The organism is Pseudorhodobacter sp. W20_MBD10_FR17 (assembly GCF_052119765.1).
Lineage (GTDB): Bacteria > Pseudomonadota > Alphaproteobacteria > Rhodobacterales > Rhodobacteraceae > Pseudorhodobacter.
On record NZ_JBGQOQ010000010.1, the window covers coordinates 111,551 to 129,135 of the forward strand.

The window sequence follows — 17,585 nt, forward strand, 5'->3', positions numbered from 1 at the left end:
GCAATCGACGCGCCAATCCCTGTTCCGCCCTTAGAGACAGAACCGGCCAAGGCCTTGGTGGCCAGATGGCTGGTATTGTCAGCCGTGACCGACACGGCACCCGCAGTTGAGATTGACACATTGTCGCCGATGACAGCACTACTCTCGCCGGTCGAAATCCCCACCGCCAAGGCACCCGCGACAGACACCTTTTTGCCAGATGCGCCTGCAATGCCCAATGCGGTCAGTTTTGTCAGATACGCGCCATCCACGTTCTCGCGTGATGTCGCAGCCAGCGTGACCGCCGAAGCATTGGTGATCGTCGCACCCGAGGTGATCAGTGCCGAGGTTTTGTTGTTGATGATCCCAAGGCCCACACCAATGCCGACACCGATATTGCTGGCCGAATTCACGGCAAGCCCGCTGCCCGAGGTCGCAACACCAACCTTATTGGTCGCGCTGACGCCCAAAGCACCTGTCACATTGACAGTCACATCCCCAAGGGTCGCAGAAACATTGTCCTGCGCTGCGGCAATACCTGCCGCCGCTGCCACAGTAACCTTGGACCCGCCGGATTTCCCATCACTGCCGCGTTGGGAATCCTTGGTTTTGTCCAAAGACGTGGCGCTGGTTGACGTTCCGCCGGTGCTGCTATTCTTCTTTTCATCCGCCGCGTCGAATTCGCCGCCTTTGGCAGTGGCCGTCGCGGTTGCATCATAGGTGCGGTCGGAACTGGCCGTGATCTGCAACGACCCCGCGGTCACGCCACGGTTTAAATGGGCGGTTGTCAGCGAGGTGTTGTCCAGAACGCCATCAGATGCGCCGTTGCCCAGAATAACCGCCGCAGACGCGCCAATACCGACTTTGCCAGACTTGTTTTCGCCTGTCGACGTGGCCGTATTCGCGCCTTTGTTCGAGGCGCGGATCACAACCGCGCCAGCCCCCATCGACAAAGCATTGCCAGAGCCAATACGAGCCGTGGTTGTCTCATCCAGCATGGCAAGGGCCACGGAGGCATCAACGGCAATACCGCCTGCGGCACCTGCCGAGGCTTCTGTCACCGTTGTTATGTCAGACGCGGCATCAACCGTCAGGCCTGTGCCGTTGGTCAGCGTTGCGCCGTCCAGTATCTCGGCCACGGTCGTCGTCGTGATAAAGTTCAAACCGACAGAGGCACCTATACCAACCTTGCCACCAGACGTGGCCTGATCGCTTGGCGCTGCGGTGGCGGTCGCCTCCATCTTCTCTTCGGCTTTCAGGCTGGACGAACCTGTGCCTGCATTTACAATCGCCGCGCCGGAAATTTTTGCCGTTGTTTCAACATTGATCAAGTTCAAAGCCAGCGATCCGGCGATCCCGACTTTGGTTCCGCCTGCGCCTGATGTGGCCTTGGCCAAGAACGTATCTGTCGGCACAGCCGCGCCCTGCATCGCACTTACATGGACGCCGTTGGCCGCATGGGTGCCTGCGCCCAAATAGGCAGTGTTCTTTTCAGTCACCACGTTCACCGAAACGGCAACGCCGATTCCGACCTTTGACGTGCCACCATCGGCACCCGCAACGGCAGACCCATCCGACGTTGCAGACCCGTTGGTGTTGTTAGCAGACGCCACAGTCAACGCGCCACCAGATGTTATGTTGATCCCATCAGGGACAGCCGCAGTCACGTTCGATTTCTGGACATTGACAGCCACCGCAGCGGCGACCGAAACCTTACCCTCAGACGTCTTGGCAGAGCGGCCGCTTTCGTTTCCGGCCTCGGCTGTAGTCGCATCTTGCTGTGTTGTATCACCGACACCAGATGTCTTTTGCTTGCTGGCCCCGGCGGTCATTTCTTTGGTTGCGGTTTTGTCAACGCTGTCGCCCGTGCTGGTCGGGGCGGCATCCGCGTCATCGCCCTCTTTGGCGCCTGCCGCACTGGCGGTCGCATCAAGCGTCGAACTGGACACGCCAATCGCACCAAAGGTCACATCCGCCGCAGCCGTGGTCGTCGTGATATTGCGCTGCGTGGTCGCAAGGACCTGATCATCCACCAAGGCCAGCGCAAGCGATGCGCCAATGGCAGCTTTCGCCCCAGCAGCGGCAGCTTTGGCCGATGTCGTGGTCGTCGAACCTTGCGCGGCGGTCACTGTGACGTTGCCAGTGTTGGACTGCGTACCGCCGCTGCCCAAACGGGCCATTGTCGTATTATTGACCATCGACAGCGCCAGTACCGGCGTGATCGACACGCCACCTTCGGAGCCAGCCTCGGCGGTTGTGGTCACGGAATGCACGGCATCAGCAGACAATGTAAGAGCAGCAGCCCCCGTGACCGTGGCCCCATCGGACAGCTCGGCCGTGGACCGGTTGGCCACGATGTTGATCGCGACTGAGGCCCCGATACCAACATCCCCACCGCCGCCGCCGTCTACAGGCAGGGCCTCGGCTTCGGTTGCGGTCTGATTGTCCGCGCTAAGGCGGACATCACCGCCGCCAGTAACCGTCACGGTAGACGTTTTTGCAATAGACGCAACACTTTGCGTGTCGATCAAATTGATCGCAACCGACCCTGCAATGCTGACCTTTCCGGCCCCCGCACCCGAGGTAGCGCTTGCTTTATAGCTATCGGACAGGGTGTCTGTGCTGGCTGGTGCGGCCATCAATTTGGCCACGTCAAGGCTTAAGGCCTCAACCGTCAAACCACCAACAGAATGCGCCGCAACGCCCAAGGACGCATCGTTCTTGGACTTGACCACGTTCACGGCAACAGCAGCACCGATGCCAACCTTAGACGGCTCTGGCGTGTTGCCGTTCGCATCTTTCACACCAACTGCCGAGCCTGAAGCCGTAGCCTCGCCGGTTGTGTTGCTTGCCGTGCGCAGGGTCAGGGCCCCGCCCGATGTAATGACCACGCCATTTGGCACGCCAGCCGTGACAGTCGCATTCTGCACGTTAATCGCGACACCCGCCGCAACCGTGATTTTGCCCTCTGACGTCGACGCAGAGTGCCCGTCTTCATCATTGACCTCGGCAGTGGTCGCAGCCTGCTGATCGGCGTCACCAACGCCAGAGCTTGTTTGTTTGGTCGAACCTGCGGTCAATTCGCTTGTAACAGCAGTATCAACATCAGCAGGCGCACCGGCTGGCGTATCGCCTGCATCATCTGCGGGGGCCGCACCAGAGGCGCTGGCCACAGATTCGAGCGTCGACGACGATGCCCCATAGGCATTGAACGTCACAGCCCCCGTGGTGGCCGTTACATTCCGATCGGTCGTCGCAAGAACGCGGTCATCGACCAACGCCAATGCCAAGGACGCACCGATTGCAGCCTTGGCCCCGGCGGCATCAGCCTTGGCCGATGTTGTCGTGGTCGATTGTTGGGCCGCGGAGACAGTCACATCACCCGAATTAACCTGCGTGCTGCCTGTGCCCAGACGGGCCGTCGTTGTGTTGTTCACCATCGACAGCGCCAGAACCGGCGTCAGGGAAACGCCCCCCGAAGAGCCAGCCTCGGCGGCAGTTGTCACCGCATGGACCGCCGTGGCCGACAAAGTTAGGTCGCTGGACCCAGCAACGGTGGCGCCATCGGACACCTCGGCCTTGGACCGGTTGGCCACGATATTGATTGCGACCGAGGCGCCAAGCCCCAATGTATCGCCCGTAGCACCGCCATCGGCAGGCTTCGCCTCGGCTGTGATTTCGGTTTCATCCTCTGACGTAAGAGAGACTGCACCACCTGTGATGGTCAGCGCCACGTTTGGCCCAACTGTCGCCGTACTTTGCGTATCAATCAGGTTCAATACCAGCGACCCAGCAACGCCCACATCGGCAGCACCAGCCCCCGAAGTTGCCGTCGTTGAAAACGCGTTTCCGGATTTCGCGGACAAGCCATTGTTAGACAAAGCAGACACTTGCACCGCGCCAGCGGTCACGGCATTTGAAATGATCGCATCATTTTTGATCTTGGCAATATTGATACCAACCGCGACGCCAACACCGGTTGTCGAGTCTACAGCGGACCCGTCAGCCGTCAGGATCACACTGTTTTGGGAACTGCTGGCAACACGCAGATCGCCGGAAATGGTGCCCGAGGCTGTGGCGCGGTACGCCGACGTCGTCGTCGAGGTCAGATCAGAAATTGCAAGCGCACCAACGACAGAGATATTGCCTTCGCTCGTGCTGGCTTCGTCGCCATATTCGGCACCGCTCAGGAAGGTCGCAGCCTGTGATCCGGCGGTCGGCTCGGCGGCCCCGCCCGCAGCGGCAGCAGCGGTCACGGTGATATCGGTCGATGACGATGCGTCAAGCGATAGGCTGGCGGCGGACAGATCCGCGCCGCCCGTAATTTCGGCGGTTGTGACAGAGTTGACGACACTGACACCAACGCTCGCGCCAAAGGCAGCCGCCTGCGGCGTCGCATTGGCGAAGGAAATGACGGTGTTGGTCGCGGTCAGGTCAATGGCATTTGTCGCGTTGACGGTGGCAGTGTCGCCAATGCGTGCGATTGCCGTGCTGTTGATTGTGGAAACCGCTACCGCGCCATCGGCGGCACTGTTTGCAGGCGCCAAAGACTCGGTCGGAATATTGGAATTAACGTTAGATGACGCAGCAAGATTAACGCTGCCAGCGGTCAAAGCCGTCGTTCCGCCAACATCAACCGAGGCCAAAGAATTCGTCACAACAACGCCGATTGGCAGCGGCACCAAGGACAGATCGCCATTGGCCGTAGCCGTAGCGGTGGCCGAGAATGCAGCACTGGCATTGATCGTGGCATTTGTCAGTGTGATTGTCGCAGTCGCCGTGGGCAATGCCACCAGCAAGATGCCATTATTCGCCGTCGATGTTGCGGTTAGCGTGATGTTGGCACCGCTTAGAACCGGGGCCGTGCCTGCACCTTGGCCAATGATGATCTCGGCGGTTCCGCCGTTGGTCCGAACAGCCGTCATGGTGACGTCGCCCGTGGTTCCAGCCGTAACTGTTGATCCGTTGGCCAACGTAATCGTCGGCGCCTCGATCGTGATGCTGCCGGCCGCCCCGCCGCCATTGGCCGAATCCAAAATACCGCCCGCAGCGATCGTGATAGAATTGTCGGCCTGCAAGATGATATTGGCGCCCGCGCTTACGATATTCGCCGCGAGGCTGAAATCATCCGAGGCACCCGACTGCGCGACAACACCGCCGATTTGCAGATCATAAGGGTCAAACAACAGCGTGCCCGCGGCCCCGGAATCGGTGGCCAGATTGACCTGAACCGCACCGATATACGCGGTCTTGCCGCTCAGCTCGACAAAACCACCATCGCCATAGCCGACACCGGCCGAGCTGAACTTTGCCTGATCTTCGGTCAGCAGCGTCTTGCCTGCTTGAACAATAATCTCGCCGCCAGACGCGCCGTCACCCATGCCATCCGCCAAGAACTCGGCTGTGGCAAAAATAGTTGTATCCCCGCCAGACGTGACCGAGATTTTGCCGCCATTGCCCGTAGACTTTGCACGCACATCAGCGCGACCACCAAAGCTGACATCACCCGCCGCCACGATGGCAATTTGCCCCCCACGGGAAATCAGGGCACCGCCCTCGATCAATCCGGTCGAGTTTACGGTCGAGTTGAATTTAAGCCGCTGGCCAATATCGGCGCCTGTCAAAGGCCCCGTATTGCCATTTACAAAAACCGTCTGGCCCTGAAGGGTGATCCCGCCCTCGGCGTTCACTTCGCCCGAGATAGAGATCACACCATTTGGCGACATCGGAATTTCGCCGCGCATCAATTGCTGTGCGACAGCATTGTTAACCGTGCCATCCGCCCTAACAATTTTGTTCAAGAATTCCTGCGTCGGGGTGTTCACTGTCAAAGAGCCGACATTAACCTTGCCCGATTTACCAACGATAAAACCGTTGGAGTTGGCGAAATAAATGTTTCCGCCGATCTTTCCATCTTTGAAAGAATTCAGTTCGCCGTTGATGACAACCGCGCCATTGCTGACGATGTTGACAAGGCTGCCGGCCTGATCGGGAACATATAGGTCTACGCGCTGACCCGCCGCTTCTTGAAAGTCGGAAAACGTGTTAAAACCAACGCCGGCCGAAACCGTGTCGGTGCTGATCTTGGTGTGGTTTCCGGTCGTGCTGATCCTGGTCTTGGTGCGGCCATCTGCAACAATATTGTTAACGGCCAAGCCGTCCAGATTAACCGCCTGCGCCCATGTCATCTCGGGCGGGACCACGGCAAACAATGACCCCAGTACAATTGGACTAACACCAGCCATTAGGCTGGTGACACGCGATGTGGCTGTTTTGGTGAACTTGACGGCGCTTTGGTCAAAAGATTGGTCGCTCCGATAATTTTTCATCAGAAATTTCCATCTTTAATTCTAAAAATATCCGGCTGATCAGGATTGACCGAATACAACAGCGCCAGCCCCGTCGGGGTTAGCGCATTGTTTCCTTTGCCATCGTCTTGAAAAGTGCCTTGCAACAATAGGATCGACGTGTGCCCTTCGGCGTCCGATCCCCGAAACAGCAGCACGCCGTTCGCAACAACCGTTCCGGTCTTGACCGACTCCGCAGGATAACCTGCGGTTAAAAAATGGCTGGTCAAAACGTCCCCATTGGCGACCAACATCGCATCCGTGATCGCGGGGTCCGTCTCAGAGTTCCATGACGCGCCAACTTGGATCAGCCCCTTACTCTTATATCCAAAAATATAGGAGACTTGGGCCGTTCCACCGCCTTCTAGCAAATCGGGAACCTTGACCGACAAAAGCTTTGTCCGCTCGATGACATTCTCGCTGACGGTGATGTCATCATCGCTTTTCCCAAAGTCGGCTGCGATTGCGGCGCGGACAGCGGCCTCGTCCATCCCGAACTGGGCCGATCTAAAACCGGCCACAGAGGCGACGGCTGCGGCCTCGGTGATCGCCGCCGGTGCTGCTTGCGCAAGTCCCAGCGTCGGCGCCAGCCCCATAATGGCAGTCAGGGCAACAACACCAAGCGACGCGCGAAACTTTGTGGTCGAAAAACAGCAAGCCGACATAGGAACTCTCCAAAAAATCAATTACTTTTCTGTGAGCTCCACAACAGCATGACAAAACGCTGCCCCAAATTACGAGCCTCACAACAACCAGAAAATCGTAACATTACAAAGAGGTATCAGGCTTTTTTCAGGCCTGTCTTTTCAGGTTCGGCGGAAGCGCCTTCCAGTTGGCGCCCCAATCTTGCGATCGCTTTCAAACTGAACAAATGGCAATAAATAGCTTTCAAAAAGCCCGCCTGATGCAGTTCATGCAATGTCTCGGCGGACAGCGCCGCAAACGCTTCCTCATCTACGACCATCAGGCCGTGGACGCTTGTTTTCTCGCCGTCCGGCTTGACCGCATCCAAGGACACAGCGCGCAACAGATCTACCTCTTGGAGTTTTTTCGCGAACAAATCTGTCCGCTCTGCCGATGTTTTATAGCTTTGCGACAGGGTCAAAGCCCGCTCGAGCGTCTCTTCAGAGGCACCCGTTTTCGTGAAAAACCGGTCACCCTCTTTCTCGTTCAGGCCCTCATATGTATCATCGACACATAGAAGTGAATCGCTGCCCGCGACATCACCCACGATAAACGGGTAGCGGCGCAGATAGGCGGGGGCATACGCCCCGTCCCACAGCCCGTCTTTGGATACGAACACATTGTTGCCCGGGGTTAAGCCCGTCACGAAAACAGCCGATGGCCCAGCCGCGCCCGGCAAGAACGCAATTGGAAGATCGCCCATCGCAAATTCAAACTCATCAACAAGCGCGGGGATTAGGTTTGCATCCTGCGCAAAGGCCAGCGGTTTTTTAGGGACAGAAAGGCGCAGGTTTTTATGGGCCTCCGTGTTCAGAGGAACCACATTTTTATAAAATAGAGGATTGGACATGTTCTGTGGAATCCTTGCTGAAAAGTATAATTTTTAATCTGTTTTTTTTACACTATGCACATTTGCGTAAATTCTCAACCTTTTTAATGGTCTCGCCACACATAGAGGCCATTGCAGAGGGCGCCAAAACCGCGATCCCCACCACAATTGGTGGCAGGCCACTCTTGCGCCGATACATGTTCGCTTGGCGGTGTTGAAAATCTTTCCAATCAGCGGCGCGGGTGCGCTGACCTCGCCCTCGCCGCAAGGTTCGGTATTCATTCGATTAAAGCAGCGCGAGGGCCTCGCCCAAAGGCGATCAGCATGATGGTTTTCGTTGTGGAATTCTGCATTTGCAGCACCGTGCCGTGTCAGGCCCTTGCAGGGGCAGAAACACCTTCTGATCAAGTCGCGCGTTTGGCCAATAGATGGTGACATCAGGCAAATGCAAATGCCTAAACACTACCTTATTTTTGCCTAGCATTGTCTAGATCTCGCCCTTCAAGCGCCAAACTTGGTTGGCAAATCTGCTCTCATACGACGGGGTGAACAAGGCCTCGCACAAACAGGAGCATATTGTGACACCTTTTTATACAATTCGATTTCCCGCAGCGCTTGCATTGGCATATGGACTTTCTGGCTGTGTCGGCGGGTCCGATACCTATGCGGCAGCAGTGACCACTGCCACTGCCACGAGCGGGGCAGCCGCAACCACAACAGCCGCCCTGCGGTCTGCAAAGTATGACGAGGACGGGTTTGACACTCTGGCCGGTGAAGCGACCGCAGTTATTCGGCGTTTCGATATGTGGAAACCGGCAGAGGCTGCGTCTGTCCCATTGTCGGGTGCGGCCACTTACAATGGTATCGCGGCCTTTGGCGATAATGCCAGCTTGACCCAAATCAATGCTGGTGACCCCGATGCACTTGCCTCGATGGCGTTGAACGTCAATTTCGGAACCGCCCGCGTCACCGGGTCAATCTGGGGTTTTCGCGGCAAGGATGGCAAAGTGGGCGATGGCAGCATCGCGCTGAAAGGTTTGCAAGACTCGACGTCTGTAAAAGCCAGTGGCAGCTCTACCATCTACTGGGGTGATGTGGACCAAGACGTAACAGTGAACATTGATGGCTTTTTCCTAGCCAATGAAAAAGCCATCAAAGGCACCATGGCAAACACGCTAGAAGGCCCCAGAGGCCAAGATATTCAGCAAGGCGGCGTTATTATTCTTAACCGCGACACGGAGTGACCGGTCGCGCCGACAGCATCAAAAACCGACACCTTGAAAACGCCGCCTGATTGGGCGGCGTTTCGCATTAAACAAAGCGGTTAATATGCGGCGTCAAGGGCGGCCGCGGTTTCTTTGGTAGCCAAAGCATTGTGCAAGACCTGAAACTGTTCACGCGCACGGGCACGGTCCCCCATATTCAGGTAGGCATAGCCGCGCAACAAAGCCAAATCACGCCGCAAACTGCCTTGACGCTGTTCCAACGCGTTAAAATACTCAATCGCGGCGGCGTATTGCTTTGAATTATAGGCGATGATACCACGTTGATCGAGGATGATGACCTCAACCTCATAACGCTGTTTGTCCGTAAGATCTGTACGAGAGGCAATATCGGCGGCACTTTCGGTCATGTTGCGCTTCAACATCGAAAGAACCAGCCCAAACCGTGCATCGCGTGACACTGTAGCGCCAAGCCCTGCCTGTGATGCGGCCGAGAAAAACGCAATCGCCTCAAGTGAGCGATCCAGATTATAGGCGCACCACGCCCGCTCATATGCCAGATCCATTGATCCCGGACGCGCAGAAAGCGCCAAGCAGTCGTCGAAGCGGTTGCTGTCTTTTGCTGCGCGCGCCTGGTTCAAACGACTATCCCCTGTGCGCGGCAAAGACGAAAGCGGGCTGTTAGATCCGGCAGACTGTAGGATAACCGGTTGTTGTTGCGGCTGCGGGGGGGCGACCACGACTGTGCGCGTCGGGGCCTTGGCCGCAGGTTGCGTTGGTGCCTTTGCGGGGGCCACAACGGCAGGCGCAGCGACTGGTGCCGCGGCGGCAACTGGGGCCGCCGTGCTGACAGCCCCACGGCCAGCCAAAAGCCGTTGGTTTAGCGCATTGAACGTCGCCGCATGTGCGGGAAAGCGCTGCTTGGCAACATCGACCAACCCGGTCAACTGCACATCGGTGGTGACGGTTTCGGCCTTTTCAATGGTCGCGATGATATCGGGAATTGTGGTGCAGGTGCGCACGGTTTGGTTATAAGCCGCAAGCGCGCGCGACGGATTGCCCGAAGCCGTCTGTAACGCAGCGAGGTTCCATGCGTTATTGATCCGGTCACAGCGAAACAGCGCCGGGACACGCTTGCCGATGCGCAACGCTTCTTCGGTATTGCGCGCATTTACGGCACGATCAAAGGAATCTTGGGCCTCGACCAGGTCGAACTGGCGCGTCAGATCGGCGGGCGGCACCCATGCGGGATAACGCGCTTTGGTGGCCTGCATAACACGGCGCACGCCTTCGATGTCGCCCCGCGCAAGCCGTGCATAGATATCTGCAACCTCTGTCGTTGGTTGCGACGGCGCCAAGTTGCCCAAATCCGTTGGGGGCTGCCAGCCCGGAAACTCTTGTTTCAGGCGGCGCACTTCGGCATCAACGGCGGCGGTATCTTTGTTTTCGGTATAAAACCGCAGGGCGCGCAGGTCTTCGTTGGTGGGCGCGGCTTGTGCAAAGGCGGCGGCACCAAGATGCATTGCACCCAAAAGAACAAAGCCAAACATTTTAGAGCGTGAAGAGAGGGAAAACTGTTTCATATCGGCACACATTCGGGCGAAGCAGTGATCTGAACGATCAGCGCCATAAGGTGAAGGGTTGCAGGATAATAGGCCTGATCGGTTGTCCGGTAAAAGGGAATAGTAGATCCGATGCCTTTGGATTTGATGCATTCCATCAAAGCCGGCAGCGCACCATATCCAACATGGCTGCTTGTCTCTAGCACTGCACCGGATCTGCGATCAAACACAGTGACGGATTTACCGCCTGCAAGCTTTGCGCGATCACGCGTTTCAGCGGCGCGGTAGACCGCCAACTGGGCGGCAACAGCAGGATGGTCTGCGTTGTCAGACCAGATCAGGAAAAGAGCGACGCGCATTGCCTCATACCCGTTGCGATCTGACTGTTTGGCCGACACGAACAAGCCATTGGGACCAATGCCGATCCAATCCGGCATCGGGCCTTCACTTGCAAGCATCCGCATAATCTCAATCCCGTCGCCAGCGCATTTCGAAAGCAACGGGGTATCTGTGGCAAGTGCGACTTCGCGCATTGCAAGTGGCATGTAATAGGACAGATTGATGTCTACGGCGCCATTTTCGCTAAAGCCTTGGGCGGCAGGCAACATCAGCGACCGACCAGAGTTGTCAGGCGACGGCACCACGCATTTGGCCACAAGATCAGTGGCGATAGCACGGGCGCGGTCAAGCATGATAACATTGCCTTCGCGCTGGCCACGGATCACCAAAGCCCAGCAATAGAACAGATCACCATCGCTGGCATTGTTCAGATCGGGCACACCCCCGTTGTCCGCAGGCAACCACCGCCACGCCAGCAAAGCATCCGAACGGATCGCCAGATTGTCCTCGGTCCAGGCGAAAATCAGGTCAAAGGCTGCCGTATCCCCAAAGAGTGCTGCCAACAGCAACCCGTAGCCTTGGCTTTCCGAGTGGCTGGCGCCTTGCTGCATGGCATCAACCACACGGCCATCCGCCGACAGATACGCCGCTTTCCACGACGCCCAAGGGGCAGCAAGCGGATTGCGAGGGCCACTGAAAAGAAGGGCATCAGTAGAACTTTGGGCCAAGGCCTGCAGGGGCAGCAAGCCCGAAAAGACAGAGGTGAGTGTTGCGATTTGTCGCAAAGCCATTCTGCGGTTCATCGTTTACGACGTCCTCTTGTTGTGATGATGTAGACCAGCGCCAGCCCGACCGACACAAATGTCAGCAGCATCAAAAGCGCATCGAAATAAAGCGGCGACCATGAGGCGTAATTGCCCGCGACCGTCCGGAAATTCTTCACTGTCAGCGGTTCAAGCATCCAAGGCGCGGGCGTTGAGTTACGCCAGCTCTCCCATTTACCATCACTGGTCAGAATAGAAAGCCTGCCTCGGGGGCCTTCGGGCGAAAGCCGCGCTTGGGCCAAAGTGGCGGCCAAGGCTTGCGGGTCGCTTTGCGGGCGCACCATCAGCCAAACCTCTTCGGGGGCGGCATCGCGCGGGATAAACAGCACGGCATCTGCGTGCCTGCCCTGCAACCAAATCCCCAGTGGCCCGTCATTGGGAATTGCAAGTTGCCGCACCTGAAGCCCCGTATTCTTTGCAAATGCAATTGCACGGTCGAACAGGCCCTGATCGATTGGAACATCCACGCCATTGGCATCTACTGCGCTGGTTCGATCGTCGAACAATTGCAGCAATTCGCGGCGACTAACCCCAAGATCGTCAAGGCTCAGGCCGACATCGTTTGCCTCTAACGTGACATGCAAGGACGCGTCAGACATTGGCTTGGTTCCGGCAATCGGCCGCAAGGCCGCCGCCAGAATGGCCGGGAAATAAGTAACGCTACGGTTGGTCAACGCTGGAAAATCAGCGCTGATCTGATCGGGCTGCATCGCGAGCATCGGGCGCGCCAAATCCAACATCCGCATCTTGGGCGAGGGCGGCACATACAAAGTAGAGTCATTGCCGATTGTGACAATCGGGGCCGAATTCTGCGCGCAAGGCTGATCGGCCGGATCCCCCGGAACAACGGTCGCGAAGGTCAGCAGATTGGCCCCCGGATGCAAAAGGTTTGCACGGAATCCAACATCCAGCGTTGGCTGTTCATTGCCGCCGTTAATATCCAGCGGCAACATGCGAATGGTCGTGTCATTCAGCTTAACCAACATCAGCGCGCTTTTTGGCAGGCCATTCAAGAACGAATAATTTAGCCGCAACATGCCTTTTTGCGTGGCCAACAAAAGCCAATCATCCGGCAAGCGGAACGTGATGTTTTGCTCGGTATAGTGGTTGAACGCCTCTGTTTGCTCAAACCCAAGATCCTTCAAGGACGTGACCTTATCAGGTGTCAGCAGCGCGTTATCTTCCAATGGCTCGGGGAATGGCAGCACATCGTCAAGCTCGGGCAACGCACCGTCATACCCCATCGTCAGCAATAGCACTGCAGTACCATCGCCGCCGCGCCGAATATCAACGCTTGGCTGGACCCCATGAAGCACCGTGATGCGGGCCAATGGCGCCGTGCCATTGCTCACGCCATACGCATCTTCGGGCGCAAGGATGATAGGGCTACTTCCACGCAAACCGGCAAGACGCGGTGACAGCAAATTCAGAATTTGATCGTTGCGGCTGTCAACGGCCGGAACGCCATCAAAGACCAGATCATCAATCAAGCGCACCGGCAGGTTGCCCGACATGGCCACCTGTGCCCGCAGCGCCATCTCCATGCCGACTGCATCAATCGGCAGATCGCCTCGGTTGATGCGCACACCACTGGTATTGGTGTTAATCTCGGTCCAGACATCAAAAGTTGCTTCTGGGCCGCAGTAAATGCGGTGCGTATGGCGCAGACTGACCACAATCTCGTTACGGCCATCAACAAACAACGTTGCCGGCAGGAAAATCCGTGTGAACCCATCAAAGGCATCCGGACGGACCGACAGGGCCTCAACGCCGTTCACGCGGATCAGCATTTGGGATTGCTCAGGCAGAACGTTGATAGACACGCGGTAAGACAGCACAACGCGTTCGATAGCGGCGGCCTGTGGCAGATCGATATAAAACTTCTCACTTTGCACTTCGCCGCTAAGGCGAACAATGCCGTCCAACGTCGGGTTTCTGGACGTCAGAGGCAACAGAACGCCGCCACCTTGTTCATCGGCATTCGGATCTTCCGTATTGGCGCCGCGCTCAAAGCTTGGAAGCGTCAGAAAGGCCTCGTCCTGAATTTCTTGGGTTATCGGCTCGTTAACAGGTGCAACTTCAGGCGTGGTGCCGTCTGGGGCAGGAGTGTCGGTGCCCGTAGCAGTGCCTGTATCCGTAGCAGTGCCGGTGTCCGGGACCGTAGCAAGTGTCCCAGATGGCGCGGCCAATACGGCATCAAAGTCAATCAAAGGGGCATCATTGCCCTGTTGCGCAGACACGGGGCTGCTCAACAACAGCAGCAGCAACAGGCCAAGTTTCGCAGCACGGTTAAGAAAAGGTTTACAATCTATCATTGGCCTACCCGCCCAGTATTCGCCGCAGTCCGGGTTTGCTTGATACTTGCTTCTTTGGCAGCTTGTTCCAGCCTTGCCGCGAACTGGGCCTCGCGGGCGGCCCGCGCCTCTGATTCCAGATCAACACCAAATGCCAGCAGATGCGCAGGCTTTTCGTTGGATGGCGGCAGCTTGCTTAGCATCGCACGGCGGCCTGGCTCACGCGCCAGATCCCGCAGCAATAACGGCAAACCTGTGACAAACAGGTATAGTGCATAGCCGAAACCGCCCCAAATACCTTTGATTTCTTGGCTCGCCTGCCGATATTGACGCCAGTTTTCGCTGTCACCAAAGATCATAAAGGCCACGGCGGTTTGAACCTTCATATCTTGATCCGGCTCTAGGAACAGGCCAAGCATCTGGCCTCCGTCTACATTTTGGATAGACACGATCCGTGCAAGGGCTGGCGTCTCAAGATGCGGGCTTTCGTCAAAATGGGCGCAGAAATAGACCGACTTGCCCTCGAGATGCGCCGCAGGAATGGGATGCTTGGTTTCAATAAGAATGCGTATACCACCCGTCGACGCATCGACGATTTTAACCGGAATCGTGTTTGCGCTGTCTTCGTCAACCCAAAGCGTTGCAGGCATGTTCATTTTGACACGCGGAGCCGACCGGCGCTGCTGCTTTTCCGCAACCGCGCGGTACGCCAATGAAACCAGAATAAAGTTGAAAATAGCCCAACCGCCCACAACAATAAGAACCGTGTGGTCGCCAGGAAAGGCAATCCAACGCACGATCAACGCAATCACGCCCGCGACTGTGGCCAGCCACATAAAGGTAAGCGGGCCGTGGATCGGTGAGATATAGTCTTCTGCCAGCGTCTCATCCTTGGCGGTCACGTTAAAGCTGGCACTGCGCGGGCGCAGGATCGTTTTTAGCACGGCCTTGGCCAGATAGGGCGACTGTGCAACCTCATAGACTTCAGAAATCAATGGCCATCGCGTTCGTTTATACAGCGCGTTTTGCACCAAAAACGCCGCGCCAAGGTAGCTTAGCATATAGGCCAAAACGTCGGAAAACGTGGCCACGAAAATCTCGATCCCAAAGAAAAGATAGACCAATGGGGCGTAGATATAGGTGAGGCGAATAATCGGGAACACCCAAAAGCTCATCGAGTTGATGTAGCACATGCGCTGCGGCAGGGTTAACCCTTTGCGGAACAACGGATTTTTCAGCATCAACATCTGCATCATGCCCGAGGCCCAACGGCCGCGTTGCTCGATAAAGGTCGCAAAGGTTTCAGGCTGCAAACCTGCAATCATCGCGCGGTTAACATAAAGGCTTGTCCAACCGGCAGCGTGAATTTCCAGCGCTGTTTCAGCATCTTCGGTAATGGTTTCACCAGCGAAACCACCCACACTATCCAGCGCCGCACGACGCAGCACAGCCGCCGATCCACAAAAGAACGCGCCGCCCCAACGATCAAGGCCGCGGTGAACCTCGGTATAGAACATCTCGTTTTCAGGCGGACATTGCGGGCTCAACTCTAAATTGCGCTGAATGGGGTCTGGGTTGATGAAAAAGTGCGGTGTTTGGACCAAAAACAGCTTTGGGTCCTCTTTAAAGTAGCCAACAGTTCGGGCCAGAAAGTCGCGGGTCGGCACGTGGTCAGCATCGAACACGACGACCAACTCGCCATCCAAATCTTCAAGCGCCGCTGACATGTTGCCCGCTTTGGCGTGCTCATTTCGCGCGCGTGTGGAATACTTGGCACCCAGTTCGGCACAAAGCGCCTGCAACTCGGCCCGCCGCTTTTGCGACTTTTCTGCAAGCTCGGGGTCGTCAGAATTGCAACGCTGGTCGGTGCCGCCGTCATCACACAGCACAACCGTGCGCAGATGGGCCGGATAAATCATATTCAGCGCCGCAGCCAATGTGATGCTCAGCATATCAATTGGTTCGTTATACGACGGGATCAAAATATCAACAGTCGGCAGTTCATCCAAGGGAACTTGCTCGGGAAAGGGGCGCTCGGTCGGATCGGCGATCACAAAGGCGTTCAGCAAAAATACGGCGATCGAATAGGTTTCAACGATCATCAGCAAAATGGCGATCACAAAAGAAACCGTCAGGCCTGCCTCGGGCAATGTTTCAAAAATGCGCCAAAACCAATAGCGCAAGACAAGGACCGTGGCCGTTGCCAAAATCAACATCCGCGGAAACAACTGGTGTGAGGCGGGTTTAAGGAACGCGATAAGGCCAACGGCTGTAAGCCCGATAAAAGCCTGTCCGCCTGTAGAGGTGGGCACGCTGATCAAGACGACAATTGGAATCGCAATCAAGAACCAAAGCAAAAGCACCGGTCTGTTTTGCAGTTCCCTGTTTAAATTTTTCTTTTTCATACTACTATCGTCACGCCTCTAACCTGTCTTTGAAGGGGGCCCTCATAGGCGGGGCCCCTCATAAAAATAGAGTCAAATAATTTAGAACCGAGAGCCAGCCAGCCGCGAAATGGCAGCCGGTGAATTGGTGCCATACGAGTCATTTCCGCTGACTTGGTTGTCCAAGATGGGGGCCAACGCGTCACTTGCTGTGCCGTTCACACAGTTGCGCAGTACCAAATCCAAAACGCGGGTTCCAGAAGGCACCGAGCGCGCACCACTGCCCAAACGCCGGACGGCAAAAACACAGGTGGTATTAGGACCAGCAACGTATTCTTGCCATGCATAGGCGCCCTGCCCGTCATTACCGCTGCGCAAGCTGCCGCTATCAATCTTGGTAAAAGGCGATGGGATATCGCCAAAACGCTCAAACAGCTTTTTAAGATCAAGCCCTTTGCTGACCTGACCTGTGCTGCCGTTATTCGCGTTCAGCCACAAGAAATTGTCGCCCTTGAGCGTCGTGCGGTTTTCAAGCCCGACCAACTGCTCATAATCGCCGTTAGCAGTGCGTTGCAACATCACCATAGATCCAGGCGGTTCAGCCCAGATGTTGCTTAGATTGCCGCGCACAAACTGCGTTTCGGGCTTTGGGTCAGCAATCCCAATTTGGTCAAACAACGGGACGGTTGTACATGCCGCCATAGTTAACGCAATGGCCAAAAATGACCGATTAAACAGCGCGCGAGCACCGGAACGATGGGCGTTAGGAATCATTGATCCCTCCCCTAAAGTTAGCGGGTTGGTTGTTATGTTCATTGTATCATCTTTGTTCGAAACTACTGCTCATCGCAAATCGGGCCCAATTCGTTGGACTTCTCGACAATGCAACGCTCTTACTTTGCCCAGTCTCGCCTCAATTTGCCAGAGTTTTTAATCGCATTTTTATTTTCCGTGTCATTATTGTCAGGATTGTGGCAGCGCTAACTGCACCGCCCTTGTTTTTAGGCCTTTGCCCCCAATTCCCCGCCTTACCTGCCTTGGGTTTGCCTTTCTTGCCCAGTGATTGCCACAATTCGCCTTGGTTCTGCCGCAGCCCTCACAGTGAAGCCCCAATCGATGC

8 protein-coding genes and 1 pseudogene are annotated in these 17,585 nt (G+C 56.4%); 1 reads left to right on the plus strand and 8 read right to left on the minus strand.

Annotated features, from left to right (window positions below; translation table 11 throughout):
• Positions 1 to 44 precede the first annotated feature (44 nt).
• The 3 genes and pseudogenes from ACEN2J_RS09070 to ACEN2J_RS09080 all read right to left on the minus strand — a co-directional run.
• Positions 45 to 6,308 (minus strand): annotated as a pseudogene (locus ACEN2J_RS09070) (leukotoxin LktA family filamentous adhesin); the annotation flags it as partial.
• Entirely contained in the window at positions 6,308 to 6,991 is a 684-nt protein-coding gene (locus ACEN2J_RS09075) for a hypothetical protein (RefSeq protein WP_442105145.1), read from the minus strand. The pseudogene ACEN2J_RS09070 and the gene ACEN2J_RS09075, both read right to left, overlap by 1 nt.
• Before the next feature lie 116 nt (positions 6,992 to 7,107).
• Positions 7,108 to 7,860 (minus strand): SapC family protein, encoded by a 753-nt coding sequence (locus tag ACEN2J_RS09080; RefSeq protein ID WP_442105147.1) that lies wholly within the window; start codon positions 7,858 to 7,860, stop codon positions 7,108 to 7,110.
• 557 nt (positions 7,861 to 8,417) lie between these two features.
• On the opposite strand from ACEN2J_RS09080, the gene ACEN2J_RS09085 reads away from it, so the two are divergent.
• Complete coding sequence (locus ACEN2J_RS09085; protein WP_442105149.1) at positions 8,418 to 9,083, plus strand: hypothetical protein; 666 nt, start codon at positions 8,418 to 8,420, stop codon at positions 9,081 to 9,083.
• 80 nt (positions 9,084 to 9,163) lie between these two features.
• Here the strand turns inward: ACEN2J_RS09085 and ACEN2J_RS09090 are convergent, their stop codons facing one another.
• The 5 genes from ACEN2J_RS09090 to ACEN2J_RS09110 form a co-directional block, all read right to left on the minus strand.
• Complete coding sequence (locus ACEN2J_RS09090; RefSeq protein WP_442105151.1) at positions 9,164 to 10,645, minus strand: tetratricopeptide repeat protein; 1,482 nt, start codon at positions 10,643 to 10,645, stop codon at positions 9,164 to 9,166.
• Positions 10,642 to 11,766, minus strand: coding sequence for a glycosyl hydrolase family 8 (locus ACEN2J_RS09095; RefSeq protein ID WP_442105153.1), 1,125 nt, complete (start codon positions 11,764 to 11,766; stop codon positions 10,642 to 10,644). Before ACEN2J_RS09095 ends, ACEN2J_RS09090 begins: the two co-directional genes overlap by 4 nt.
• Positions 11,763 to 14,102 (minus strand): cellulose biosynthesis cyclic di-GMP-binding regulatory protein BcsB, encoded by a 2,340-nt coding sequence (locus ACEN2J_RS09100; protein WP_442105155.1) that lies wholly within the window; start codon positions 14,100 to 14,102, stop codon positions 11,763 to 11,765. The genes ACEN2J_RS09095 and ACEN2J_RS09100 overlap by 4 nt, the downstream gene beginning before the upstream one ends.
• The gene (gene bcsA / locus ACEN2J_RS09105; RefSeq protein ID WP_442105157.1) at positions 14,099 to 16,486 is read right to left on the minus strand and encodes a UDP-forming cellulose synthase catalytic subunit; all 2,388 of its coding nucleotides are present in this window, start codon (positions 16,484 to 16,486) and stop codon (positions 14,099 to 14,101) included. The genes ACEN2J_RS09100 and bcsA overlap by 4 nt, the downstream gene beginning before the upstream one ends.
• A gap of 81 nt (positions 16,487 to 16,567) precedes the next feature.
• Positions 16,568 to 17,239 carry a hypothetical protein gene (locus tag ACEN2J_RS09110; protein WP_442105159.1) on the minus strand — a complete coding sequence of 224 codons (672 nt, stop codon included), beginning with the start codon at positions 17,237 to 17,239 and terminating at the stop codon, positions 16,568 to 16,570.
• Positions 17,240 to 17,585: the final 346 nt, after the last annotated feature.

Coding starts and splice junctions, on each gene's coding strand:
- ACEN2J_RS09100 (WP_442105155.1), bottom strand. CDS start 14,102: ATGATAGATTGTAAACCTTTTCTTAACCGTGCTGCGAAACTTGGCCTG.
- ACEN2J_RS09080 (WP_442105147.1), bottom strand. CDS start 7,860: ATGTCCAATCCTCTATTTTATAAAAATGTGGTTCCTCTGAACACGGAG.
- ACEN2J_RS09090 (WP_442105151.1), bottom strand. CDS start 10,645: ATGAAACAGTTTTCCCTCTCTTCACGCTCTAAAATGTTTGGCTTTGTT.
- ACEN2J_RS09075 (WP_442105145.1), bottom strand. CDS start 6,991: ATGTCGGCTTGCTGTTTTTCGACCACAAAGTTTCGCGCGTCGCTTGGT.
- ACEN2J_RS09095 (WP_442105153.1), bottom strand. CDS start 11,766: ATGAACCGCAGAATGGCTTTGCGACAAATCGCAACACTCACCTCTGTC.
- ACEN2J_RS09110 (WP_442105159.1), bottom strand. CDS start 17,239: ATGATTCCTAACGCCCATCGTTCCGGTGCTCGCGCGCTGTTTAATCGG.
- bcsA (WP_442105157.1), bottom strand. CDS start 16,486: ATGAAAAAGAAAAATTTAAACAGGGAACTGCAAAACAGACCGGTGCTT.